This window comes from Nonomuraea antri (assembly GCF_013283785.1).
GTDB classification, from domain to species: Bacteria; Actinomycetota; Actinomycetes; order Streptosporangiales; family Streptosporangiaceae; genus Nonomuraea; species Nonomuraea antri.
Genome location: NZ_JABCPZ010000002.1, coordinates 14513 through 38886, shown reverse-complemented (window position 1 = coordinate 38886; position 24374 = coordinate 14513). Strand labels below are relative to the sequence as shown.

General features: G+C 72.2%; 25 protein-coding genes. 3 read left to right on the top strand and 22 right to left on the bottom strand.

Annotated elements, in window-relative coordinates:
* Positions 1 to 53 precede the first annotated feature (53 nt).
* The 13 genes from hisG to HII36_RS00815 all read right to left on the bottom strand — a co-directional run bounded on the left by hisG (position 54) and on the right by HII36_RS00815 (position 12368).
* A complete protein-coding gene (gene hisG / locus HII36_RS00875; RefSeq protein ID WP_173521063.1) occupies positions 54 to 899 on the bottom strand; it encodes an ATP phosphoribosyltransferase in 846 nt (281 codons plus the stop codon).
* Between the two features lie 64 nt (positions 900 to 963).
* On the bottom strand, positions 964 to 1227 hold the full coding sequence (locus tag HII36_RS00870) for a phosphoribosyl-ATP diphosphatase (protein WP_148031308.1): 264 nt from the start codon (positions 1225 to 1227) through the stop codon (positions 964 to 966).
* Between the two features lie 221 nt (positions 1228 to 1448).
* The gene (locus HII36_RS00865; RefSeq protein WP_173521062.1) at positions 1449 to 3422 is read right to left on the bottom strand and encodes a DEAD/DEAH box helicase; all 1974 of its coding nucleotides are present in this window, start codon (positions 3420 to 3422) and stop codon (positions 1449 to 1451) included.
* A gap of 300 nt (positions 3423 to 3722) precedes the next feature.
* Positions 3723 to 4085 carry a metal-sulfur cluster assembly factor gene (locus HII36_RS00860; protein WP_173521061.1) on the bottom strand — a complete coding sequence of 121 codons (363 nt, stop codon included), beginning with the start codon at positions 4083 to 4085 and terminating at the stop codon, positions 3723 to 3725.
* Between the two features lie 60 nt (positions 4086 to 4145).
* Positions 4146 to 4583 (bottom strand): Fe-S cluster assembly sulfur transfer protein SufU, encoded by a 438-nt coding sequence (sufU, locus tag HII36_RS00855; protein ID WP_173521060.1) that lies wholly within the window; start codon positions 4581 to 4583, stop codon positions 4146 to 4148.
* Between the two features lie 2 nt (positions 4584 to 4585).
* Positions 4586 to 5842 (bottom strand): cysteine desulfurase, encoded by a 1257-nt coding sequence (locus HII36_RS00850; protein ID WP_173521059.1) that lies wholly within the window; start codon positions 5840 to 5842, stop codon positions 4586 to 4588.
* Positions 5839 to 6585 carry a Fe-S cluster assembly ATPase SufC gene (sufC, locus tag HII36_RS00845; protein WP_173521058.1) on the bottom strand — a complete coding sequence of 249 codons (747 nt, stop codon included), beginning with the start codon at positions 6583 to 6585 and terminating at the stop codon, positions 5839 to 5841. The genes HII36_RS00850 and sufC overlap by 4 nt, the downstream gene beginning before the upstream one ends.
* A gap of 4 nt (positions 6586 to 6589) precedes the next feature.
* Positions 6590 to 6910 carry a non-heme iron oxygenase ferredoxin subunit gene (locus HII36_RS00840; RefSeq protein WP_173521057.1) on the bottom strand — a complete coding sequence of 107 codons (321 nt, stop codon included), beginning with the start codon at positions 6908 to 6910 and terminating at the stop codon, positions 6590 to 6592.
* The gene (gene sufD, locus HII36_RS00835; protein ID WP_173521056.1) at positions 6907 to 8061 is read right to left on the bottom strand and encodes a Fe-S cluster assembly protein SufD; all 1155 of its coding nucleotides are present in this window, start codon (positions 8059 to 8061) and stop codon (positions 6907 to 6909) included. The genes HII36_RS00840 and sufD overlap by 4 nt, the downstream gene beginning before the upstream one ends.
* Positions 8061 to 9473, bottom strand: a complete 1413-nt coding sequence (gene sufB, locus HII36_RS00830) for a Fe-S cluster assembly protein SufB (protein ID WP_173521055.1) — start codon at positions 9471 to 9473, stop codon at positions 8061 to 8063. The genes sufD and sufB overlap by 1 nt, the downstream gene beginning before the upstream one ends.
* Positions 9470 to 10183 carry a helix-turn-helix transcriptional regulator gene (locus tag HII36_RS00825; protein WP_173521054.1) on the bottom strand — a complete coding sequence of 238 codons (714 nt, stop codon included), beginning with the start codon at positions 10181 to 10183 and terminating at the stop codon, positions 9470 to 9472. Before HII36_RS00825 ends, sufB begins: the two co-directional genes overlap by 4 nt.
* A gap of 91 nt (positions 10184 to 10274) precedes the next feature.
* The gene (locus tag HII36_RS00820; protein ID WP_173521053.1) at positions 10275 to 11540 is read right to left on the bottom strand and encodes a multidrug effflux MFS transporter; all 1266 of its coding nucleotides are present in this window, start codon (positions 11538 to 11540) and stop codon (positions 10275 to 10277) included.
* Between the two features lie 99 nt (positions 11541 to 11639).
* Complete coding sequence (locus tag HII36_RS00815; protein ID WP_173521052.1) at positions 11640 to 12368, bottom strand: VOC family protein; 729 nt, start codon at positions 12366 to 12368, stop codon at positions 11640 to 11642.
* 192 nt (positions 12369 to 12560) lie between these two features.
* Between HII36_RS00815 and HII36_RS00810 the strand changes: the two genes are divergently transcribed.
* Positions 12561 to 13469 (top strand): ABC transporter ATP-binding protein, encoded by a 909-nt coding sequence (locus tag HII36_RS00810; protein WP_173521051.1) that lies wholly within the window; start codon positions 12561 to 12563, stop codon positions 13467 to 13469.
* Entirely contained in the window at positions 13466 to 14269 is an 804-nt protein-coding gene (locus HII36_RS00805; RefSeq protein WP_236003055.1) for an ABC transporter permease, read from the top strand. Before HII36_RS00810 ends, HII36_RS00805 begins: the two co-directional genes overlap by 4 nt.
* Here the strand turns inward: HII36_RS00805 and HII36_RS00800 are convergent.
* A complete protein-coding gene (locus HII36_RS00800; protein ID WP_173521050.1) occupies positions 14231 to 15430 on the bottom strand; it encodes an MFS transporter in 1200 nt (399 codons plus the stop codon). The two genes, HII36_RS00805 and HII36_RS00800, sit on opposite strands and share 39 nt — an antisense overlap.
* A gap of 107 nt (positions 15431 to 15537) precedes the next feature.
* Between HII36_RS00800 and HII36_RS00795 the strand changes: the two genes are divergently transcribed.
* Complete coding sequence (locus tag HII36_RS00795) at positions 15538 to 16455, top strand: EamA family transporter (protein WP_173521049.1); 918 nt, start codon at positions 15538 to 15540, stop codon at positions 16453 to 16455.
* 287 nt (positions 16456 to 16742) lie between these two features.
* Here the strand turns inward: HII36_RS00795 and HII36_RS00790 are convergent, their stop codons facing one another.
* Genes HII36_RS00790 through HII36_RS00755 form a run of 8 tightly spaced genes read right to left on the bottom strand, consistent with a single transcriptional unit; the run spans position 16743 to position 24288 of the window.
* The gene (locus HII36_RS00790) at positions 16743 to 17414 is read right to left on the bottom strand and encodes a GntR family transcriptional regulator (protein ID WP_173521048.1); all 672 of its coding nucleotides are present in this window, start codon (positions 17412 to 17414) and stop codon (positions 16743 to 16745) included.
* A 15-nt stretch (positions 17415 to 17429) separates the two neighbouring features.
* Entirely contained in the window at positions 17430 to 18401 is a 972-nt protein-coding gene (locus HII36_RS00785) for an ornithine cyclodeaminase family protein (protein ID WP_173521047.1), read from the bottom strand.
* Positions 18398 to 19387 carry a proline racemase family protein gene (locus HII36_RS00780; protein WP_328807537.1) on the bottom strand — a complete coding sequence of 330 codons (990 nt, stop codon included), beginning with the start codon at positions 19385 to 19387 and terminating at the stop codon, positions 18398 to 18400. The genes HII36_RS00785 and HII36_RS00780 overlap by 4 nt, the downstream gene beginning before the upstream one ends.
* Entirely contained in the window at positions 19384 to 20385 is a 1002-nt protein-coding gene (locus tag HII36_RS00775) for a proline racemase family protein (RefSeq protein WP_173521046.1), read from the bottom strand. Before HII36_RS00775 ends, HII36_RS00780 begins: the two co-directional genes overlap by 4 nt.
* Positions 20382 to 21275 (bottom strand): dihydrodipicolinate synthase family protein, encoded by an 894-nt coding sequence (locus tag HII36_RS00770; protein ID WP_173521045.1) that lies wholly within the window; start codon positions 21273 to 21275, stop codon positions 20382 to 20384. Before HII36_RS00770 ends, HII36_RS00775 begins: the two co-directional genes overlap by 4 nt.
* Positions 21276 to 21302: 27 nt before the next feature.
* Positions 21303 to 22886: an FAD-dependent oxidoreductase gene (locus HII36_RS00765; protein WP_236003054.1), complete on the bottom strand. Its 1584-nt coding sequence runs from the start codon at positions 22884 to 22886 to the stop codon at positions 21303 to 21305.
* Positions 22883 to 23131, bottom strand: a complete 249-nt coding sequence (locus tag HII36_RS00760; protein WP_173521044.1) for a (2Fe-2S)-binding protein — start codon at positions 23129 to 23131, stop codon at positions 22883 to 22885. The genes HII36_RS00765 and HII36_RS00760 overlap by 4 nt, the downstream gene beginning before the upstream one ends.
* Positions 23128 to 24288, bottom strand: coding sequence for an NAD(P)/FAD-dependent oxidoreductase (locus HII36_RS00755; RefSeq protein WP_173521043.1), 1161 nt, complete (start codon positions 24286 to 24288; stop codon positions 23128 to 23130). Before HII36_RS00755 ends, HII36_RS00760 begins: the two co-directional genes overlap by 4 nt.
* Positions 24289 to 24374 lie beyond the last annotated feature (86 nt).

Here is a 24374-nt window from a genome sequence, read left to right as displayed (position 1 = left end):
TTCCTCCGGCGTTCGCCGTGACATTTGTCAGGCGGCGGACGGGCCGGGGACGGTCACAGGCGGCAGGCGTAGATGGCGGTGACCAGGATGGCCCGCGCGCCGATGTCCCAGAGTTGGTCCATGACCTGCTGGTGGCCCTTGCGCCGGACCATCGCGCGCACCGCCACCCAGCCCTCGCGGTGCAGCGGGGAGACCGTCGGCCCCTCCATGCCGGGGGTCAGCGCGATGGCCTCCTCGATGCGCTCGACGCGGATGTCGTAGTCCATCATCACGAAGTCGCGCGCGTGCACCACGCCCTGCAGGCGGCGGACGAGCTGCAGCACGCCCGGCGTGTCGACGGCGCCGTGCCGCTTGATCAGTACGCCCTCCGAGCGCATGATCGGGTCGCCGAACACCTCGAGCCCGACGTTGCGCAGCGTGGTGCCGGTCTCGACGACGTCGGCCACCGCGTCGGCCACGCCCATCCTGATGGCGGTCTCGACGGCGCCGTCGAGCTTGATCACGCGGGCGTCGACGCCCTGGTCGGACAGGTACTTGTCGAGCAGGCCGGCGTAGGAGGTGGCGACGCGCAGCCCGTCGAGGTCCTTGACGGACGTCATCGTGCCCGCCTTGGCGGCCAGCCGGAAGGTGGAGGCGCCGAAGCCGAGCGGCATGATCTCCTCGACCGGCGCGCCGGAGTCGACGAGCATGTCCCTGCCGGTGATGCCGGCGTCGAGCGTGCCCTCGCCGACGTAGACGGCGATGTCGCGCGGGCGCAGGAAGAACAGCTCGCAGCCGTTCTCCTCGTCGACGACGACGAGCTCCTTGCTGTCTCTGCGTGACCGGTAGCCGGCCTCTTTGAGCATGTGCTGGGCGGACTCGCTGAGCGCGCCCTTGTTCGGTACGGCCAGTCGCAACATGTCAGGTGTTCCCTCGTGTCTCACGATCTTCTCGGACGGGCTGAGGGTCGGGCGCGCGGGCGCCCTAGAGATGCTTGTACACCTCGTCGAGCCCGATGCCCTTGGCGATCATGAGCACCTGAACGTGGTAGAGCAGCTGGGAGATCTCCTCGGCGGCGCGGTCGTTCGACTCGTGCTCGGCGGCCATCCAGCTCTCGGCGGCCTCCTCGACGACCTTCTTGCCGATGGCATGAACGCCGGCGTCGAGCGCGGCCACGGTGCCCGAGCCCGCGGGCCGGGTCTGCGCCTTCTCTGACAGCTCGGCGAACAGCTCTTCGAAGGTCTTCATGATCTCTCTCGTCGGTCGGCTGGCGTGCGTGACAAGCCTAGTCTGCGCGCGCGGGTGACGTGGCCCGGCGTCCGCCACGCGAGACGGACGGCGTGTCGCGGGCCCGGGGCCCGCGAGTGGGATCGGCGCGGGAAAGCGGGAATCGGCGTGGAAAAGTGCGGAAACGGCGCTGCCCGCCGCGCCCCTCGGCGGGGCGTGGCGGGCAGCACAGGAGATCGGGGTCAGCGCTCGAAGCGGCGGCCCGAGTTGCGGCGGAAGCCGCGGTCGTCGGAACGGCCGCCGGAGCGGTAGCCCTCGCGCGGGCGGTCGTCGGAACGCACCGGACGGTCGCGGTCGGCCGAGAACGGCCGGCCCCGGTCGCCGCCGGAGAAGCCCCGGTCGCCCGAGAAACCGCGGTCGTTCGAGAAGCCGCGGTCACCGGAGAAGCCCCGGTCGTTCGAGTAGCCGCGGTCACCGGAGAAACCACGGTCGTTCGAGAAACCACGGTCACCGGAGAAACCACGCTCGCCCGGGTGACGGCTGCCGCCGCCGCGCCGGTCGTCGCCGCGGTAGCCGCGGTCGTCCTGGCGGGCGGGCCGCTCGTCGGAGCGGAACCCGCCGCGCGGGCGGTCGTCGCGGCGGAAGCCGCGACCGGCGCGGTCCTCGCCGAACGTGCGCGGCTCCTGCGAGCCACGCTGCCCGCCGCCGAACGGGCGCTCGCCCTCGGCGTGCCGGCGCGGACGCCGGTCGTCGCCACCGGCGAACGGCCGCTGGCCGTCCTCGTGGCGGCGCGGGCGGCGGTCGCCGTCGAACTCGCGGCGCGGACGCCGGTCGTCGCCACCGGCGAACGGGCGCTCGCCGTCCTCGTGGCGGCGCGGGCGGCGGTCGCCGTCGAACTCGCGGCGCGGACGCCGGTTGCGGCGCTCGGAGCCGCCGTGGCCGCCCTCGCGGCGCGGGCGCAGCGGCTTGCGGACGTCGGGCTCCCAGACCGGGATGGCCTCGCCGCTGGGCTCGCGGGCGCCGGTCACCTCGGCCACCCGCGGGTGACCGGGCGTGGCCTTGAGCCTGAACGGGTGGATGCCGGCCCGGCGGGTCAGCGCGTCGGTCGAGCGGCGCTCGTTCGGCAGCACCAGCGTGACGACCGTGCCCTTCTCCCCGGCGCGGGCGGTGCGGCCGCCGCGGTGCAGGTAGCTCTTGTGGTCCTGCGGCGGGTCGACGTGCAGCACGAGGCTGATGTTGTCGACGTGGATGCCGCGGGCCGCGACGTCGGTGCAGACGAGCACGTTGACGACGCCCTCGCGGAACTCGGCCAGGATGCGGGTGCGCTGGTTCTGGCGCTTGCCGCCGTGCAGGCCGCCGGCCTTGACGCCGACGCGGGCGAGCTGCTTGCACAGCCGGTCGACGCCGTGCTGGGTGCGGACGAAGATGATCGTCCGGCCCTCGCGGTTGGCGATCTCGGCGGTGACGTCGAACTTGTCGTCGCGGGTCACCTGCATGACGTGGTGCTCCATGGTGTCGACCGGGGAGGTCGCCGGGGCCACGGAGTGGGTGATCGGGTCCTTCAGGAAGCGCTGCACCAGCTTGTCGACGTCGCCGTCGAGGGTGGCGGAGAACAGCAGCCGCTGGCCGTCGGCCGGGGTCTGCGCGAGCAGGTCGGTCACGACGGGGAAGAAGCCCAGGTCACACATGTGGTCGGCCTCGTCGAGCACGCTGACCTCGACCTCGGCCAGCGAGCACTCACCCTGGCGGATGAGGTCGCCGAGGCGGCCGGGGGTGGCGATGACGACGTCGACGCCGCGGCGCAGCGCCTCGATCTGCTTGCCCATGGACATGCCGCCGACGACGACCTTCATGCGCAGGCCGAGGCCGCGGCCGAGGGGCTCGATGGCGTCGTGCACCTGGAGCGCCAGCTCACGGGTGGGGACGAGGATCATCGCGCGGGGACGGCCGGGGGCCGGGCGGACGCCGGCGATGCGGGCCATGGTGGGCAGGCCGAAGGCGAGGGTCTTGCCGGAGCCGGTCTGGCCACGGCCGAGCACGTCGGCGCCGGCGAGCACGTCGGGGATGGTCGCGCTCTGAATGGGGAACGGGCTGTCGATGCCCTGCTTGGCCAGCCCGGTCACGAGCGGCTTGGGCAGGCCGAGCAGCTCGAACTCGGAGGGACCCGGCTGCTCGACGGCGGTCTCGTCGAACTCGGGCAGGACAGCATCAAGCATGGTCACGAAATTCGTGCCTTTCAGTCGAAGTGGCGCGTCACTTCTGCGAAAGGACGAGCCGGGACGTACGGCATCTGGCCGTACACGTTCGGGTACGCCCGCCTGCCAGGCGGGTCGGAAGGGGATACACCCGGGCGCCGGCCGCAGGCGGCGCATAGACGCGCGATGATGCGTCAGGCGTATCTTGTGCCAACGCGTGGAGAGTTTCGCATATTCCCGCGTCGAGATTCCGGGCTTTCCGCAATCTCCGGCACGCTGAAGCGGCCGGCGCCGGGCGCCAGCCGCACACAGCCTTGAAGATCAGACGTTGAAGCCTAGCATACGGAGCTGCTCGCGGCCTTCGTCAGTGATTTTGTCCGGGCCCCACGGCGGCAGCCACACCCAGTTGATCTTGACGTCGGAGACCATGCCCTCCAGCGCGGAGTGCGCCTGGTCCTCGATGACGTCGGTGAGCGGGCAGGCCGCGCTGGTCAGCGTCATGTCGATGGTGGCGACAGGCTGCTGGGCGCCGTCGGCCTGGTCGAGGTTCAGGCCGTAGATCAGGCCCAGGTCGACGACGTTGATGCCGAGCTCGGGGTCGACGACGTCCTTCAGCGCCTCCATGACCTCTTCGACGGTGGTCTCACCGTCGAAGCCCGTCGGGGTCTCAACCGGCTTGCTCATGACGCCTCCTTCGTCGGCGTCACGAGCAAACTCACGCGCCTCCTGGTTCCTTCGCTTCGCTCACTCACTTGTCCTCACAACCGCGTCCTTGTAGGCCATCCAGGAGAGCAGCGCGCACTTGACGCGCGCGGGGAACTTGGCCACTCCCGCGAACGCCACGGCGTCGCCGAGCACCTCCTCGTCGGCCTCCACCTGTCCCCTGCCCTGCATGAGCCTGGTGAACTCGTCGACGACCGAGAGCGTCTGCTCGACCGTGGAGCCGGTGGTCAGCTCGTGCAGCACCGAGGCGGCGGCCTGGCTGATGGAACAGCCCTGGCCGTCGTAGGAGACGTCCTCGATCTTACCGGCGTCGCCCACCTTGACCCTGAGCGTGATCTCGTCGCCGCACGTCGGGTTCACGTGGTGAACCTCGGCGTCGTACGGCTCGCGCAGCCCCCGCCCCTGCGGGTGCTTGTAGTGCTCCAGGATCAGCTCCTGGTACATCGACTCGCCGATCATGGCTATGCGAACACCTTCTGGACGTGATGGAGGCCGCGCACCAGGGCGTCGATCTCGCCCGTGGTGTTGTACAGGTAGAACGACGCCCGCGTGGTCGCGGGTATTCCGAAGCGCAGGTGCAGCGGCCTGGCGCAGTGGTGACCCACGCGGACCGCGACACCGAACTGGTCGTCGAGGATCTGCCCGACATCGTGCGGGTGCACACCTTCCAGTGTGAACGCCACCGTGCCGCCGCGCTGCTCCAGCGTGGACGGGCCGATCAGACGCAGCCCGGACACCTCGCGCAGGGCGTCGAGCGCGTAGGCGGTCAGCGTGCGCTCGTGCGCCTCGATCGCCTCCATGCCGATGGCCGACAGGTAGTCGACGGCCGCGCCGAGACCGATGGCCTCGACGATCGGCGGCGTGCCCGCCTCGAACTTGTGCGGCACGGGCGCGTAGGTCGAGCGGTCCATCCAGACCGCCTCGATCATCTCGCCGCCGCCCAGGAACGGGGGCATGGCCTCCAGCAGCTCCGAACGCCCCCAGAGCACACCGATGCCGGACGGGCCGACCATCTTGTGCCCGGTGAAGGCGACGAAGTCGACGCCCAGCCCGGCCACGTTCACCGGGTGGTGCGGCACCGACTGCGAGGCGTCGAGCATGACCAGCGCGCCCACCTCGCGGGCGCGCCCCAGCACCTCGGCGACCGGGTTGACGGTGCCGAGCACGTTCGACTGGTGCGCGATCGAGACGATCTTCGCCCGTTCGGTGATCACCGAGAGGTCGAGGTCGAGCCGGCCCTCGTCGGTGACGCCGAACCACTTCAGCGTCGCGCCGGTGCGCTGCGCGAGCAGCTGCCAGGGCACGATGTTGGAGTGGTGCTCCATCTCGGAGATGACGATCTCGTCGCCGGGGCCGAGGGTGAAGCGCGGGTCGGTGTTCGACGGGTTGCCGAAGGCGTAGGCGACCAGGTTGAGCGCCTCGGAGGCGTTCTTGGTGAAGATCACCTCGTCGCGCGAGGGCGCGCCGACGAACGCCGCGATCTTGTCGCGAGCGCCCTCGTACGCCTCGGTCGACTCCGAGCCCAGCACGTGCATGGCGCGCCCGACGTTGCTGTAGTGCAGCGCCAGGTGCTCACGCATGGTCTCGATGACCTGGTTGGGCTTCTGCGAGGAGTTGCCCGAGTCGAGATAGACGAGCGGGCGCCCGTCGGGCAGCTCGCGGGAGAAGATCGGGAAGTCTTCCCTGATCTTCTCCACGTCAAAGCTGAGATTCGTCATGCAGACGCCTTCGTGTACTGCTCGTAGCCCTCGGACTCGAGCTTGTCGGCCAGCTCGGGGCCGCCTTCCTCGACGATGCGGCCGCCGGCGAAGACGTGCACGAAGTCGGGCTTCACGTAGCGCAGGATGCGGGTGTAGTGCGTGATCAGCAGCACGCCGGTCTCGCCGGTGGAGCGGAAGCGGTTGATGCCCTCGGAGACGACGCGCAGCGCGTCGACGTCGAGACCGGAGTCGGTCTCGTCGAGGACGGCGATCTTCGGCTTGAGCAGCTCCATCTGGAGGATCTCGTGGCGCTTCTTCTCACCGCCGGAGAAGCCCTCGTTGAGGTTGCGCTGGGCGAAGGCGGGGTCGATGGACAGGGCGTCCATGCCGGCCTTGAGGTCCTTGGCGAACTCGCGCAGCTTGGGCGCCTCGCCGCGGACGGAGGTGACGGCCGAGCGCAGGAAGTTCGACACCGACACGCCGGGCACCTCGACCGGGTACTGCATGGCCAGGAACAGGCCGGCGCGGGCCCGCTCGTCGACCGACAGCTCCAGCAGGTCGACGCCGTCGAGCAGGACCTGGCCGCCGGTGATGGTGTACTTCGGGTGACCGGCGATCGCGTAGGCGAGCGTGGACTTGCCCGAGCCGTTGGGGCCCATGATGGCGTGGGTCTCGCCGGCCTTCACGGTCAGGTTGACGCCGCGCAGGATTTCCTTGTCCTCGACGGCGACCTTCAGGTCACGGATCTCAAGGGTGGACATGTGTTTATGACTCCTTCGAGAGCGAGACGAGGACGTCATCGCCGTCGATCTTGACTGTGTAGACGTTCACGGGCTTGGTCGCGGGCGGACCGGTGGGCTTGCCGGAGCGGATGTCGAAGCACGAGCCGTGCAGCCAGCACTCCAGCGTGCCGTCGTAGACCTCGCCCTCGCTCAGCTTCACCTCGGCGTGCGAGCAGATGTCGTGCAGGGCGAAGACGTCGTCGCCCTTGCGCACCAGCGCGACCGGGGTCTCGCCGACCTCCACGCCGATGACGCCGTCATCCGGGATGTCGGCGAGCTTGCAGACCTTCTCGAACGCGCTCATCGCGTGAGCTCCGCCTCCACGGCGCTGAGCACGCGCTCGCGGATCTCGTCGATCTGGATCTTCTCGATGAGCTGGCCGAGGAAGCCCCTGATGACCAGGCGGCGGGCCTCGTCGTAGGGGATGCCGCGGGCCTGGAGGTAGAAGATGTGCTCGTCGTCGAGGCGGCCGGAGGCGGAGGCGTGCCCCGCTCCCGCGACCTCGCCGGTGAGGATCTCCAGGTTGGGCACCGAGTCGGCGCGGGCGCCGTCGGTGAGGATGAGGTTGCGGTTGAGCTCGTAGGTGTCGGTGCCCTCGGCCTCGACCCTGATGATGACGTCGCCGATCCAGACGGCGTGCGCCTCGTCGCCCTGCAGCGCGCCCCGGTAGTCGACGTTGGACTTGCAGTTGGGCTGCGAGTGGTCGACCAGGAGGCGGTGCTCCAGGTGCTGGCCGGCGTCGACGAAGTAGACGCCGGACATGTCGGCGTCGCCGCCCGGCGCGGTGTAGGCCACGCTGGGCGACAGGCGGACCAGGTCGCCGCCGAGCGTCACGACGAAGCTGCGGAAGGTGGCGTCCTTGGCGAGCTGGGCGTGGTGGTGCGACACGTGGACCGCGTCGTCGTCCCAGTCCTGCAGGCTGACGACCTTGAGCGTGGCGCCGTCGCCGACGACGAACTCGATGTTGTCGGCGTAGACGGCGCTGCCCTTGTGGTCGAGCACGATCGCGGCCTCGGCCATCGGCTCCACCTTGACCACGATGTGGCCGTAGGCGGCGCCGTCGCCCTCACCGGTGAAGGTGAGCACGGTCGGCTTGGACGTGACGGCCTCGCGCGGCACCGTGATCACGGTGGCCTTCTCGAAGCTGGTCCAGGCCTGCGCGCTGACCCGGTCGGTCGGCTCGAACGCCTTGCCCAGGCGGGCGTCGTCGCGGCCGACCGTCTCGACGGTGACCTCAGGGGCCGCGTCGACGTCGAGCCGGACGTGGCCGACCGCCTCGGGAGAGACGGCCTTGCCGTTGTGCAGGCCCTTCAGGCGCGAGAGCGGCGTGAAGCGCCACGCCTCCTCGCGCCCGCTCGGCACCTCGAAGTCGGCCAGGTCGAAGGACGACTTCCCATGCAGGGTGTCGTGCCGGAGGCGCGCGTTGGACTCGTGGGGCTTCTCGTTCAGGCCCATCAGCCGACGGCTCCTTCCATCTGCAGCTCGATCAGCCGGTTGAGCTCGAGCGCGTATTCCATGGGCAGCTCACGCGCGATCGGCTCGACGAAGCCGCGCACGATCATCGCCATCGCCTCGTCCTCTTCGAGCCCGCGGCTCATGAGGTAGAACAGCTGGTCTTCGCTGACCTTGGAGACCGTGGCCTCGTGGCCCATCGACACGTCGTCTTCCCGCACGTCGACGTACGGGTAGGTGTCGGAGCGGCTGATCTGGTCGACCAGCAGGGCGTCGCACTTGACGGTGCTGGCGCTGCCGTGCGCGCCCTCCTCGATCTGCACGAGACCGCGGTAGGAGGTGCGGCCGCCGCCGCGCGCCACCGACTTGGAGATGACGCTGGAGCTGGTGTTGGGCGCCAGGTGCACCATCTTGGAGCCGGCGTCCTGGTGCTGGCCCTCGCCGGCGAAGGCGACGCTCAGCGTCTCGCCCTTGGCGTGCTCGCCCATCAGGTAGACGGCCGGGTACTTCATGGTGACCTTGGAGCCGATGTTGCCGTCGATCCACTCCATGGTCGCGCCCTCGTAGGCGACGGCGCGCTTGGTGACCAGGTTGTAGACGTTGTTCGACCAGTTCTGGATGGTCGTGTAACGGCAGCGGGCGTTCTTCTTCACGATGATCTCGACGACGGCGCTGTGCAGCGAGTCGCTGGAGTAGATCGGCGCGGTGCAGCCCTCGACGTAGTGGACGTAGGAGTTCTCGTCCACGATGATCAGGGTCCGCTCGAACTGGCCCATGTTCTCGGTGTTGATCCGGAAGTAGGCCTGCAGCGGGATCTCGACCTCGACGTTCGGCGGCACGTAGATGAACGAGCCACCGGACCACACGGAGGTGTTGAGCGCGGCGAACTTGTTGTCGCCGACCGGGATGACCGAGCCGAAGTACTCCTTGAAGAGCTCCTCGTGCTCCTTCAGGCCCGTGTCGGTGTCGACGAAGATGACGCCCTTCTCCTCGAGGTCCTCACGGATCTTGTGATAGACGACCTCGGACTCGTACTGGGCGGCGACACCGGCGATGAGGCGCTGCTTCTCCGCCTCGGGGATGCCGAGCTTGTCGTAGGTGTTCTTGATGTCGGCGGGCAGCTCGTCCCAGGAAGCGGCCTGCTTCTCGGTGGAGCGCACGAAGTACTTGATGTTGTCGAAGTCGATGCCGGTGAGGTCGGAGCCCCAGGTGGGCAGCGGCTTCTTGTCGAACAGGCGGAGGCCCTTCAGGCGAAGGTCGAGCATCCACTCCGGCTCGTTCTTGAGCGCGGAGATGTTGCGGACGACCTCCTCGGACAGGCCACGCTTGGCCGCCGCACCCGCGGCATCCGGGTCGGCCCAGCCGAACTTGTAATTCCCGAGGCCTTCCAGCTCCGGGCGGTCGGTGACAGTCACCTTCCGGTCTCCTTGCTCTCTTCGTTAAGGCTCTTGCCTCTATGTGCGGATTCGCCCAACGAGGTCGGGCTCACGTGTGTCGTGCAGACCCCATCGCCGTGGGCGATGGTGGCCAGGCGCTGCACCGGGGTGCCGAGCAGTTGCGCGAACGCCTCCGTCTCGGCCTCGCACAGCTGCGGGAACTCCGCCGCCGCGTGGGCCACCGGGCAGTGGTGCTGGCAGAGCTGGTCGCCGCCCGACTTGGCCTTGGTGGCCGAGGCGGCGTACCCCTCCGCCGACAGCGCCTGCGCCAGCACTTGCACGCGCTGATCCGCCGGCACCGTCCGCATGACCGGCTCCAGCCGCTTCAGCAGGCTCGAGACCTGCGAGCGGGCGAAGTCGGCCACCGCTTCCTCGCCCATGCGCTCGGCCAGGAAGCGCAGGGCGCTGCCGGCCAGGTCGTCATAGGCATGTTCGAAAGCACTGCGCCCCGCGTCGGTGATGGCGAACAGCTTGGCCGGCCGTCCGCGTCCGCGCTGTCCGCGCGGGCGCACCGTTCGAGGCTCTATCATTCCGTCGTCCACCAGCGCGTCGAGATGACGCCGCACGGCGGCGGGCGTGAGCCCCAGCCGCTCGCCCAGGGCGGCGGCCGCGATCGGACCATGCTCCAGAATCAGCCTGGCCACGCGGGCACGTGTGCTGCGCTCGCTGCCTGGCTCGATGGTGGGCATGTTTTTCACAACATCAGTGTGCCGTAATTCCTTCCCGCCGCACAAACGGATCGGGAAGACCCGGGAATGCAATTTCTCACGTTGGTTAGCCTTACCTAACTCGACGTCCGAGCAGGGTGAAGGTCAGCGCCGAGCCGGCCACGAGCACGACCATGAGGACGGCCATCGGCATCGCCGTGCCCGCGCCCACCACGCCGACGAGCGGCGCGGCGATCGAGCCGAGCGCGAACTGCAGCACGCCCTGCAGCGCCGCGGCGCTGCCGGCGATCTGCTGCGGCTGCCCGGCCAGCGCCATCGCGCCGGTGCCCGGCAGCACCAGGCCCTGGCCCGCCATGATGACGAACAGGCCGGCCACGATGCCGCCCAGACCGAGCCCGATGGTGGCGGCCGCCAGCAGGAGCGCGCCGCCCGCCAGGGCGATGACCAGGCCGATCGTGACGATCCTGGCCGGCTGCACCCGGCCGGCCAGGCGCCCGCCGAGCTGGGCCATGAGGGTCAGCCCGAGCGCGTTGAGCCCGAAGATGAGGGAATACTGCTGCGGCGTGGCCCGGTAGACCTCCTGCAGCACGAACGGCGAGCCGGAGATGTAGGCGAACATGGCGGCGAACGACAGCCCGCCCGTGAGCGCGCTGCCCATGAACGAGCGGTCGCGCAGGAGCTGCCAGAACGTGCGCGCGGTGTGCTTGAGCCCGCCGCCCTCGCGCCGCTCGGCGGGCAGGGTCTCGCGCACCCCGGCCAGCACCGCCACCAGCAGCACCAGACCGGCCACGGCCAGCGCGACGAAGACGCCGCGCCAGGAGGTGAACGCCAGCAGCTGGGCCCCCGCGATGGGGGCCAGGATCGGGGCCAGGCCGCTGACCAGCATGAGCGTGGCGAAGATGCGGGCGATGGCGGCGCCGTCGTACAGGTCGCGCACGACCGCGCGGACGATCACCAGCGCCGCGCCGCCCAGCATGCCCTGCAGCAGGCGCAGCACGATGAGCACCGGCACCGAGGGCGCGAACGCGCACAGCAGCGAGGCCACCGCGAAGCCGCCCACGCCCACCAGCAGCGGCAGCCGCCGCCCGCGCACGTCGCTGACCGGCCCGGCGACCACCTGGCCGACCGAGACGCCGATGAGACAGGCGGTGAGCGTGAGCTGGACCTGGGCGGGGACGCTGAGCATCTCGCCGGTGATGGCGGGCAGCGCGGGCAGGTACATGTCGATCGACAGCGGCCCGATCGCCGACAGCGCGCCCAGGATCAGCAGCAGCAGGCCGCGCCTGACCCGGGAGTCCCCGTCCGTCCCCGCGTCGGCGGACGGCGTGGCGAGTCGAATGGTGGATTGGTCGGATGACGTGGCGTCTGCCACGGACATGGGGGAACCCCTCTCCCTCGCAGGCGGCTGTGACCCACGAGGGCCGAGGGGTCAAACGGGAAAAGAGGCCTTCCGCATTCCCCTATTCCGGATATTTCTTCATCGCGACTCGTTGAGCTGGATGACGGAGAACGCCCCGCCCTGCGGGTCGGTCAGCATCGCGAACGGCCCCTCGGGGGCGTCCATCCTGCCGACCATGACCGTGGCCCCCGCGCGCTCGGCCGCGCCGACGGTGGTGTCGAGGTCGGCGACCGCGAAGTAGGTCATCCAGTACGACGGCGTCTCCGGCGGCAGATCGGCCGGCATCGGCATCATCCCGGCGATGCTCTTCTCGCCGACGCGCAGCTCGGTGTAGGTCGCGCCGTCGAGCTCGAGATCGGCGGGCGTCCAGGAGAAGACGGCCGAGTAGAACCGCCGCGCCTCGGCCGGGTCGCGGGTGACCAGCTCGTTCCAGCAGAACGCGCCGGGCTCGTTGACCAGTTCGGCGCCGAGGTGCTCGCCCGGCTGCCAGACGGAGGCGTACGAGCCGTCGGGCGCCTGGAAGGCGGCCATGGTGCCCGCGTCGAAGATCGGCGTGGGCTCCATGATGATCGTGCCGCCGGAGTTCTTCACCCGGTCGGCGGCCATGGCGGCGTCCTCGGTGGCGACGTAGGTGTTCCAGACCGTGGGCATGCCCGGGGCCTGGATCGGGCCGATTCCGGCCACCTTGCGGCCGTTGAGCCGGAACTGACCGTACCCGCGGGCGGCCGGATCGGGGTTCATGTCGGCCTGCCAGCCGAAGATCTCACCGTAGAAGCGTACGGAGGCCGGTACATCGGTGCTGGACAAGTCCACCCAGCATGGCACTCCAGGGTCGAATCCACTGCGTTGCGACACTGCAACCTCCCTGTGTGTGATTCCGCTTTCAGACTTTCACCCCCGCCCCATGCGCGACGCTAAACGCCCCATCCCGGCGTGTCCACATCCGGACACGCTGGCCTGCGGGCCGGACCGGGCCTGGCAGTCCCTAAACTCGTGGCCATGGAATCCCCAGCCGTCGAGATCATCGACCTGGTCAAGCGATACGGCGGCGCCACCGCGATCGACGGCCTGACGTTGCGTGCCGAGCTCGGCGCCGTCACCGCCGTCCTCGGCCCCAACGGGGCGGGCAAGACGTCCACGGTGGAGATCTGCGAGGGGTTCCGCAGGGCCGACGCGGGCACCGTCCGGGTGCTCGGCAGCCCGCCCGAGCTGCCCGCGCTGCGGCCCAGGATCGGCGTCATGCTGCAGGCCGGCGGGGTGCCCCCGGCGATGCGCTGCGCCGACTGGCTGCGCCTGGTCTCGCGTTTCCACGCCCGGCCGCTCGACGCCGGGGCCCTGCTGACCCGGCTCGGCCTGGCCGAGCACGCGCGCACGCCGTACCGGCGGCTGTCGGGCGGCCAGCAGCAGCGGCTGTCGCTGGCCGCGGCCGTCATCGGCCGGCCCGAGCTGGTCTTTCTCGACGAGCCGACCGCCGGGCTCGACCCGCAGGCCAGGCACGCGTGCTGGGAGCTGGTGGGCGAGCTGCGCGCGGCCGGCGTCTCGGTGGTGCTGACCACGCACCACATGGACGAGGCAGAACGCCTGGCCGACCACGTGGTGATCATCGACAGGGGCCGGGTGGTGGCCGAGGGCAGCCCGGCCTCGCTCACCGGCGCCGAGCGGCAGCTGCGCTTCCGCGCCCGTCCGGGGCTGGCGCTGGAGGAGCTGCTGAACGCCCTGCCCGACGGCAGCGCGGCCAAGGAGTCACCGGCCGGCCACTACATCATCGAGGGCCAGGTCGGCCCGGAGCTGCTGGCCACGGTGACCGCGTGGTGCGCGGCCGAGGGCGTCACCGCCGACGACCTGCGCATCGAACGCCGCACGCTGGAGGACGTCTTCCTGGAGCTGACCGGCAGGGAGCTGCGATGACCCACTCGGACGCCCAGGGAAAGGCCGCGATGACGACCGCGCTCGACTTCACCCCCGCCCCTGGCGCGGCCCCGTTCCCGCGCATGGTGGCGGCGCAGACCGGCGCGGAGATCCGCGCGATGCTGCGCAACGGCGAGCAGCTGCTGCTGACGCTGATCATCCCGGTGCTGCTGCTGGTCGGCTTCTCGCTGGCGCCGATCATCGACATCGGCGGCGGCAGCCGCGTCGACTTCCTGGTGCCCGGCGTGCTGGCGCTGGCGGTGATGTCCACCGCGTTCACCGGGCAGGCCATCGCCACCGGCTTCGAGCGCCGCTACGGGGTGCTGAAGCGGCTGGGCGCCACGCCGCTGTCCAGGCCGGGGCTGATGCTGGCCAAGACGGCGGCCGTGGTGTCGGTGGAGCTCATCCAGGTCGTGCTGATCATCGGCGTGGGCCTGGCGCTGGGCTGGCGGCCGCAGGGGTCGTTCCTGGGCGCGGCGCTGCTGATCGTGGCCGGCACCGCGGCCTTCAGCGGGCTCGGGCTGCTCATGGCGGGCGTGCTGCGGGCGGAGGCCACGCTGGCCGCGGCCAACCTGGTCTACCTGCTGCTGCTCGGCGCGGGCGGGGTGCTGTTCCCGCTGTCGAAGTTCCCTTCCGGGGTGCGCGGCGCGCTGGAGCTGCTGCCCATCTCGGCGCTCACCGGCGGGCTGCGCTCCGTGCTGGCCCAGGGGGCCGCGCTGCCGCTGGCGCCGCTGGCGGTGCTGCTCGGCTGGGCGGTGCTGTCACTCGGGCTGGCCTCCCGTACGTTCCGGTGGGAGTGAGGCGTAGCGCCGCCTGGTGAGCGCGGCCACCGCGGTCAGCGGCAGCGTCACGGCCGCCGACAGGCCGAACAGCAGCGCGTACGCGCCCCGGTCGGCCAGCGGCCCGGCCGCCCACGAGGCGAGCGCGCTGCCGATGAACAGCGAGGCGGCGAAGAACGCCACGGCGGTTCCCCTGGCCTCCGGCGCCACGGAGGTGGCCCAGGTCTGCAGCGACGAGTGCATGAACGACCAGCCCGCGCCGAACAGCAGCGCGGCCGCGGCGACCGCGGCCAGGCTCGCGTCCACGGCGACCAGGACGTGTCCCGCGCACATCTGCGCGCCGCCGACGGCGATCAGCCGCCAGGCGGGCCACGTCCGGGCCAGGCGCTTGACCAGCCGGGAGAACGCCCAGACGCCGAGCCCGTAGCCGGTGACGGCCAGTCCGGCGACGGTCGCGTTCACCCCGTGGTGCTGCAGCGCGGTGGCCAGGAACGGCATCGTGCCGAGCAGGACCGCGCCCTCGACGCAGGCCAGCGTGAACACCAGCAGCGCCCACGGCTTGCGCAGCACCGCCGCCACGTGCGCGCGCACGCCCAGGGCGGCCGCCGCGCGGCCCGGCTCGGGCAGCGCGCGCAGGGTCAGCGCGCAGGCCAGGGCGAGCACCGCGGGCACGGTGAACACCACCCGCCAGTCCACCAGGTCGGCCAGCGCGCCGCCGAGCCCGGTGGCCAGCGCGGTGCCGAGCGCGGCCGCGGCCATCAGGTCGGTGAGCGCGCGCTGGCGCAGCGCCGGGCGCACGGTGTCGCCGACGTAGGTGAGCCCGGTGGGGATGACCGCGCCGAAGCAGGCGCCGGTGACCGTCCTGGCCGCGATCAGCGCGCCGAGTGCGGGCATGACGGCCGAGGCGAGCCCGGCCAGCGCCGCGCCGAGCAGGGCCACGCGCATCACCCTGACCCGCCCGAACCGGTCCGACAGCACGCCCCAGAGCGGCTGTGTCAGCCCGTAGGCCAGGTAGTAGCCGCTGGCCGCGACGACCGCGGCGGCCAGCGGCACGCCCAGGTCGGCGGCGATCAGCACGAGCATGGGGCTGACGGCCAGCCGGTCGAAGCTGCTGACGAACGAGGCGGCCGACAACGCGAGCGGCGGCCGGGTCAGGACGGCGGGCGGTGCGGTGGGGGTCATGAGTCCATGATCAAATTTCGGGGGCCGGGGACCTACCACCCTAGAGGCGGACATGTCCGGCGAGGTCAGTAGGCTTCCCTGATTGCTCTGCGCCTGTGAGGAGTGCCGTGACCGACTTCGCCATCGACGAACCCTTCGATCGTCGACCCCGCCTGCCCGATGCGGGCCGGCTCCTGCGTAACGCGGCCGGCTCCGTCCCGCCGTCCGGGCTGGTGTTCCTGGGGATCGTCTCGGTGCAGCTCGGCGCCGGGTTCGCCAAGGAGCTGTTCGCCGCGCTGCCGCCGAGCGCGGTGGTGTTCCTGCGCATCGCGACCGGGGCGCTGGTCATGGCCGCGGTGGTGCGGCCCCGGCTGAAGGGCCTGAGCCGGCGCGACCTGGCCGTGGGCGTCGCGTTCGGGCTGACGCTGGCCGTGATGAACCTCACCTTCTACGAGGCGATGGCGCGGCTGCCGCTGGGCGTGGCCGTGGCCATCGAGTTCCTCGGGCCGCTCGGCGTGGCCGTGGCCGCCTCACGGCGGCGGCTCGACCTGCTGTGGGTCGCGCTGGCCGGCGCCGGGGTGGCGCTGTTCGCGCCGTGGGGCGAGTCGGGCTCCGTGGGGTGGGTCGGGATCGCGTTCGCGCTGGTCGCGGGGGCGTGCTGGGCGCTGTACATCCTGCTGTCCGCGGCCGTGGGACAGCGGTTCTCCGGCACGTCCGGGCTGGCGTTCGCGATGCTGGTGGCCGCGGTGGCGATCGCCCCCGTCGGGGTGAGCACCGGAGGCGCCGAGCTGTTCCAGCCGGAGCTGCTGCTCATCGGGCTGGGCGTGGGGCTGCTGTCGTCGGTGATCCCGTACTCGCTGGAGCTGAACGCGCTGCGGCGGATGCCCAAGCACGTGTTCGGCATCCTGATGAGCCTGGAGCCGGCCGTGGCGGCGCTGATCGGCGTGCTGCTGCTGGGCGAGATCCTGCAGGTGCAGCAGTGGGTGGCGGTGCTCTGCATCGTGGCCGCCAGCCTGGGCTCGACCCGTACGTCGCGGCAGCCCTGACGGGCAGTCCTGAGCGGCCTGGGGGTCTGATGGGCCCGGGGGCCGCCGCGCGCCTGCGGACGAGCCCCAGGCGCGCGGCGGCGGGCTCGGCCGATGGTGGGCGGGGAGGCCGAGCCCGGTGAAGGCCAGCGGAGGTGCGGGGATCCGCTGGACCGAAGCGGTGGAGGGCACCCGGGCGGCGGCGTGCCGCAGGCGCGCCGGGAACGTGGTTTCCCGGGGGTTTGGGGGCCCTGGCTTGAGGGTACCCGCCGCCTGGTGTGCTCGGTCCTGGATCGGCGCGTGCGACGTCAGTGGGGCTGGGCCCAGATGGTGCGGACGTGGCCGATGTGCTCGGACATGATCTGGGCCACCGCGGCCGAGTCGCCGTTCTTCAGCGCCTCCAGCAGGGCCAGGTGCTCGCGGGCGGAGTCGCCGAGCGTGCCGCGTTCCGCGAGCTGCGACAACCCGTACAGCCGGGCCCGGTTGCGCAGGTCCCTGACCACCTCCACCAGGTGGGCGTTGCCCGACAGCGTCAGCAGCTCCACGTGGAAGCGCAGGTCGGCGTCGACGTAGCCGAGCAGGTCGCCGCGCTCGGCGGCCGAGACGATCTCCTCGGCGATCGGCTTGAGCCGGTCGAAGGCGTCGGCGCGCGCGGTGTCGGCCAGGCGGGCGACGGTGGGCACCTCGATGAGCTGGCGGATCTCGGTGAGCTCGTCCAGGTCGCGCTCGGACAGCTCGGTCACCCGGAAGCCCTTGTTCCGCACGGCCTCGACCAGGCCCTCCTTGGCCAGGTCGAGCATGGCCTCGCGCACCGGCGTGGCCGAGACGCCGAACTGGGCGGCCAGGACCGGGGCGGAGTAGACCACGCCCGGCCGCATCTCGCCGGTGATCAGCGCGGCGCGCAACGCGTGCGCCACCTGCTCGCGCAGGCTCTGCCGCTCTCCCACCATCGGCAGGTCGAGCCGGTCCTCGGCAGCCATCCGCCCATCCCTTCCCTAGATCCACGCCTCGTACGCGGCAGCCGCGATCACCAGGTCCTCCCACGCCATGCCCGTGCTCTTGAACACGCGTGGGCCGGGACCGGGCGTCACCTGCCCGGCGACCAGCTCGGCGAGGTTCCCGGCGAGATGACCAGTGGCGATCGTACCGTGACGGATCGGGATGATCACATCCCCGGCCTCGGCGAGCGCGGCCGCTCGGGCCTCGACGACCACGGTGGCGCGGGCGACGAGGTCGCCGTCGAGCTCGCGCGCGTCCGGCTCGTGCGAGCCGACCGCGACCACGGTGGCCCCGTCGCGGGCGAGCTTACCGGGGAACAGCGGCTCTCTGGCGGTGGTGCAGCAGGCGATGAGATCGGCCTCGGCGACCGCCCGCGCCACCGCCGGTGAGCCGCCGTCGCCGGTCAGTGCGCGGGCGGTGAGCCCCAGCTCGGCGCAGCGGGCCGCCAGCGCCTCGGCGCGGGCCGCGTCACGGCCCACGACCGTCACCCGCTCGACCGGCCTGATCTGCGCGAACGCCACCACGTGCCCCCATGCCTGCGGCCCGGAGCCGAACACCACCAGGTTCGCCGCCGCGGGCTCGGCGAGGTGGTCCGCGGCCAGCGCGGACACCGCCGGCGTGCGCAGCGAGGTGAGCGCGATCCCGTCCATGGCGGCCAGCGGGGTGAGCGTGTCGCCGGCCAGCAGCAGATACGTGCCCTGGATGCGGGGCAGCCCGCGCCCGGCGTTGCCCGGGGCCACGCTCACCGCCTTGACGCCGGCGTAGCGCCCGGCGGCGGCGGGCATCAGCAGCAACTGGCCGGCGGGCAGGTCCACGGCCGAGCGCTGCGGCGTGTCCTCGGGGTCGAGCCCGCCGCGCAGCGCGTCGCCGAGCAGCCGCACCGCCCGGCGCACCGGCACCAGGCGCTCCAGCGTGCCGGCGTCGAGGTAGGGCAGCCCGCTCGCCGCGGCCTGGGTTCGCTCGCTCATCGCAGCGTGAACCCGGTGCCGAGCGGGTCGTCCTGGTCGAGCTCGAAGGTGTGCCGACCGGTGCGGTAGGCCATGCCCTCGATCTCGGGCACGACGCCGCGCCCGCTCTCGCCGGTCACCCGGGCGCGGAACGTGCTGCCCACGATGCTGTCGTGGATCAGCGGGCCGCGCAGCCCCGCGTCGTGCAGCAGCGCCATCCTGGCCGCGGTGCCCGAGCCGCAGGGCGATCGGTCCACCTCGCCGTCGGCGAAGACGGTGACGTTGCGCTGGTGCGCCTGCCCGTCCACGTCGGGCAGCTCGTCGTAGAAGATGACGCCGTAGATGCCCGACAGCCGGTCGTCGTCCGGATGCGTGGCGGCAGGGTGCCCGGCCAGGTCGGCCTTGATCCGGCGGCCGTGCGCGATGAGCGCGGTCAGGTGCCTCGGCTCGACCGTGAGACCGAACGCCGCGGCCGGGACGGAGGCGTAGATCGCGCCGCCGTAGGAGACGTCCACCGCGACGCCGCCCGCGGGGACGCCGCGGGCGATCACGTACGACGGCACGCTGACGAACGTGACCGCGGCGACCCGGCCCTCCCGGCAGCGCACCCGGGCCGTGACCCGCCCGGACGGCACGTCCACCACGACGTCGGTCTCGCCGTCCGGGTCGGCCTTGACCAGGCCCTCGTGCACCGCGTACGCGCCCAGCGCGATCGTGCCGTGCCCGCAGGCGGTGGAGTAGCCGTCCTTGTGCCAGAACAGCACGCCGAGGTGCGCGCCCGGGTCGTCGGGCGGCACCAGGAAGCAGCCGTACATGTCGGCGTGGCCGCGCGGCTCGTGACACAGCAGCCGGCGCACGTGGTCGGCCGCGCGGCCGGCGTTGGCGCGGCGTTCGAGCACGGTGGAGCCGGGGATGTCGGGCACGCCGCCGGTGACGATCCGGAACGGCTCGCCGCCGGTGTGGTAGTCGACGGTGGTGACCAGCGGGCCCGGGTCGCGCTCGCTCACAGTTCGAACCCTTCGGGGAACGGGTCGCGGGGGTCGAGGAAGTACTGGGCGGTGCCGGTGACCCAGGCCCGGCCGGTGATCGACGGGACCACGGCGGGCCGTCCGCCCACGGTGGCGTCCTCGATCAGCCTGCCGATGAAGCGGGTGCCGATGAACGACTCGTTGACGAAGTCCCTGCCCAGCGGCAGCTCGCCGCGCGCGTGCAGCTGGGCCATGCGGGCGCTGGTGCCGGTGCCGCAGGGCGAGCGGTCGAACCAGCCGGGGTGGATGGCCATGGCGTGCCGCGAGTGGTGCGCGTCGGAGCCCGGCGCGGCGAAGTAGACGTGGTGCACGCCGCGGATGCGGTCGTCCTCGGGGTGCACCGGCTCGTCGGCGGCGTTGATCGCCTCCATGGTGGCCAGGCCGGCGGCCAGGATCTCGTTCTTGGCCTTGCGGTCGAAGGGCAGGCCGTAGGCGTCGAGGTCGACGATGGCGTAGAAGTTGCCGCCGTAGGCCAGGTCGTAGCCGATCTCCCCGAAACCGGGCACGGTGACGGCGGCGTCGAGCCTGGCGCTGTAGGAGGGCACGTTGCGCAGCGTGACGGAGGTGGCCATGCCGTCCTGGACGGCCACGTCCACCACGACCAGCCCGGCGGGCACCTCCAGCCGGACCGTGGTGACCGGCTCGACGACCTCCACCATGCCGGTCTCGACCAGCACGGTGGCCACGCCGATGGTGCCGTGGCCGCACATCGGCAGCAGCCCGGACACCTCGATGAACAGCACGCCCCAGTCGGCGTCCGGCCTGGTGGGCGGCTGCAGGATGGCGCCGCTCATGGCGGCGTGGCCGCGCGGCTCGTTCATCAGCAGCCTGCGGATGTGGTCGAGGTGGTCGCGGAAGTGGATGCGCCGCTCGGCCATGCTCGCGCCGGGGATCACGCCGACGCCGCCGGTGATGACGCGCGTGGGCATGCCCTCGGTGTGGGAGTCGACGGCGTGGAAGACCCGCTTCGTCCTCATCGCAGGCCCTCTGCGAGCACCTTCTCGGTGGCGGCGCGCACGACGGCGGCCTGCTCGTCGGTGAGCGGCTGCCTGGGCTGACGGCACGGGCCGCCGCGCCGTCCGGCCAGGTCCATCGACAGCTTGATGGCCTGGACGAACTCGGTCTTGGAGTCCCAGCGCAGCAGCGGGTGCAGCGTCTTGTACAGGGGCAGCGCGGTGTCCAGGTCGCCGGACAGGGCCGCGTGGTAGAGGGCGACGTTGGAGGCGGGCAGCGCGTTGGGGTAGCCGGCGATCCAGCCGACCGCCCCGGCCAGGGCCAGTTCGAGCAGCACGTCGTCGGAGCCGATCAGCAGGTCGAGCCCGGGGGCCAGCTCGGCGAGCTCGTAGGCGCGGCGCGGGTCGCCGGTGAACTCCTTGACCGCGACGATCAGCCCTTCCTCGTGCAGCCTGGCCAGCAGCGCGGGGGTGAGGTCGACCTTGGTGTCATAGGGGTTGTTGTAGGCGACGATCGGCACGCCTGCCTTGGCCACCTCGCGGTAGTGGGCGAAGACCGCGCGCTCGTCGGCCCGGTAGGCGTTGGGCGGCAGCAGCAGCACCGAGCCGCAGCCCGCCTCGGCCGCGCGCTCGGCCCAGCGGCGCGACTCGGCCGCGCCGTACGCGCCGATCCCGGCCATCACGTTCTGGCCGCCGACGGCGGCGACGGCGGTGTCGACCACCGCGGCGCGCTCGGCCTCGGTGAGCGTCTGGTACTCGCCCAGGGAGCCGTTCGGGACGACGCCGTCGCACCCGTTCGCGACCAGCCACCGGCAGTGCTCGTCGTAGGCGTCGAGGTCGACCGACAGGTCGTCGCGCAGGGGCAGTGCGGTCGCCACCATGACGCCGTGCCAGGGCTTGCTGCGATTCGCCATGAAAAATCCTCCAATGTGGGGGTCAGTTTAGGGAGCGGGGTCCTCAACGGTCTCGGCGAGGGCGCCGAGGGTCACCGGCTGGGCGATCGGACGGCGCGGCGGCCGCTGCGGCTCACCGACCAGGCAGGAGACGGCGTAGCCGCACATGCGGCCCTGGCACCAGCCCATGCCGGGCCTGGCCAGCGACTTGACCGAGCGCGCGTCGGTCGCGCCCAGGTCCTGGGCCTGCCTGATCGCGGCCAGCGGCACCTCCTCGCACCGGCACACCAGCGTGTCGTCGCGCAGCCAGGTGCGCCAGCCGGGCGCGACGGGGTAGGCCCGCTGCAGCGCCGCGCCGAACGCACGCATCCGCTCACGCCGGCGCACCAGCGCCTCGGGGACGCCGGCGTCGCCGGGCCGCTCGGGCGTCCTGCCGCCGGTGACGGCGCGGCTCGTGGCGGTGACGGCGCGGCTCGTGGCGGTGACGGCGCGGCTCGTGGCCGTGACGGCGTGGCTTCTGGCGATGGCGAGGCCGGCGATGCGGCCTTCGAGCGCGGCCAGGCGCCAGCCGCCCACGCCCGTGGGCTCGCCGGCCGCCCACACCCCGGGCACGTCGGTGCGCTGGAGTGCGTCGACGGCCAGCACCGGGCTGCCGTCGACGTCGGCGCGCGTCCGGCAGCCGAGCTGCGTGCCCAGGTCGATCTGCGGCACGAACCCGTAGCCGACCGCGAGCGTGTCGCAGGCCACGCGCCGGGTGGCGAGAACGTTCCAGTTCCGGTCGAGCCGCGCGACCGTGACGGACTCCAGCTCGTCGCGGCCGTGCGCGGCCACCACCGCCTGCCGGGTCAGGTACGGCACCCGCGCCCCGGCCAGCCGCAGCCCGTAGCCGAGCGCCTCACCGGCCTTGCCGAGCGCCAGCACCGGGTGACGGGCCAGCCCCAGCCCGCCGTTGGCCTCGAACACGCCGATCACCTCGGCCCCGGCCCCGGCCAGGCCCGCCGCCACGGGCAACAGGAACGGCCCGGTGCCGGACACGACGATCCGCCGTCCGGCCACCACGCCGTTGCCCTTGAGCAGCGCCTGCGCGCCGCCGGCCGTGAGCACGCCGGGCAGGTCCCAGCCGGTGAAGGGCAGCGGGCGGTCGTAGGCGCCGGTGGCGATGAGCACGTGCCGCGCGCGCAGCGTGACGGGACGCCGGTCGGCGGTGACGGCGTGCACGATCAAGCGGCCGTCGCGGTCCAGGTGGCCGTCCCGGTCCAGGCGGGCGTCGCGGTCCAGGTGGCCGTCGCGGTCCAGGTTGCCGTCCTGGTCCAGGTGGGCGTCCTGGTCGCGGGTGACGCTCCACACCTGGTGCTTGAGCAGCACCTCGGCCCGGTCGCCGAGCGCCCGGCACTGGCGCAGGAACCGGTCGAACCCCTGCGGGCCCGAATCGTCGCCCGCCTGGTGCCTGAAGTACTGGCCGCCGAGCCGGGCAGACGCGTCGAGCAGCGCCACCCGCAGGCCGCCCAGGGCCGCGGTGAGCGCGCCGGCGACCCCGGCGGGCCCCCCGCCGATGACCACGAGGTCGTAACTCATGGAGTGGCTCACGACGTCGTGGCTCATGAGGTCGTGGCTCATGAGGTCGTGGCTCATGACGTCGTCACCTCGTCGCCAGGCGCGGCCTCGGCCAGGCAGGCCCGCTCGGGGGTGCGTCCGTTCACCGAGATCAGGCAGTCGAAGCACACCCCGATGCCGCAGAACAGCCCGCGCGGCCGCCCGCCGAACCGGGTGCTGCGCCAGGCGCGCACGCCGGCCGCGTGCAGGGCCGCGCCGATGCTCTGACCGGGCGACACGGGCACCTGACGCCCGTCGACGGTGATGTGGAACGGCTCGGTCACTGCGCCTCCTGCGCGGCCGGTGCGGCGGGGTCGAAGCGGTCGGGGCGGAACGGCTCCAGGTCGAGCTCGGGCCGCTCGCCGGTGAGCAGCCCGGCGATGAGCCGCCCGGTGGCGGGGGCGAGCCCGATGCCCGCGCCCTCGTGCCCGCAGGCGTGGTAGAGCCCGGGCGCGCGCGGGTCGGCCCCGATGACCGGCAGGTGGTCGGGGCAGTACGGCCGGAACCCGCAGTACGACCTGATCGCCCGCACCTCGCGCAGCGCCGGGAACAACGCGACCGCCTGGGCGGCCAGCCGGGCGAGCACGGGCACGGACGTGGTCCGGTCGAACCCGACCCGCTCCCTGCTGGCCCCGATCAGCACGGTCCCCGCCGGGGTGCCCTCGACCACCGCGGACGTCTCCAGCCCCGCCGACGAGCTGGCCACGTTGGTGACGTAGGCGGCGGTGTACACCTTGTGCCTGATCAGCGGCCGCGCCAGCGGCTCGGTCACCAGGATGAAGCCGCGCCTGGGCAGGATCGGCAGGTGCACGCCGGCCAGTGCGGCCACCTCGCCGCCCCACGTGCCAGCGGCGTTGATCACCGCGCCGCCGAGCACGTCGCCCGAGGTCGTGCGCACGCCGGTCACCCGGTCGCCGGAGCGCAGGAACCCGGTCACGGTGACGCCGAGCCGCAGGCGCAGCGCGCCGTGACCGTAGGAGGAGGCGCCGGCCCGCAGCAGCCTGGCCGCCGCCAGCATGGGCTGGACCTGGGCGTCCTGCGGGTAGTACACGCCGCCGGCCAGGCCGTCGGCCAGATGGGGTTCGTATTCACGCAGGGCCGAGCCGGCCACGGGCACGTGGTCGACCTTCTGCTCGGCGGCCAGGTCGAGCAGCCGCCGCTGAACCTCGCCGGTCTCGGCGACGACCAGGCCGCCCTTGGGCTCGAACTCGAACCCGCCGAGCTCCGCCAGCTCCCGCCACAGCCCGTTGGACAGCAGCGCCAGCTCCAGCTCGGGACCCGGCTCCTTGTCCGAGACGAGGACGTTGCCCTCACCCGATCCGGTGGTGCCGCCCGCGACGGGCCCCCGGTCGAGCACGGTCACGTCGAGACCCGCACGCGCCGCGTAGTAGGCGCACGCGGCGCCCACGACCCCGGCGCCGACGACGATCACGTCGGACATCCTCACCTCCTCTCAGTAATATGTCACATACCTTGGCGTTGCGCGAGCTGGTGAAAGGACCGCCCGGCCCGGCCCGTACCATCGTT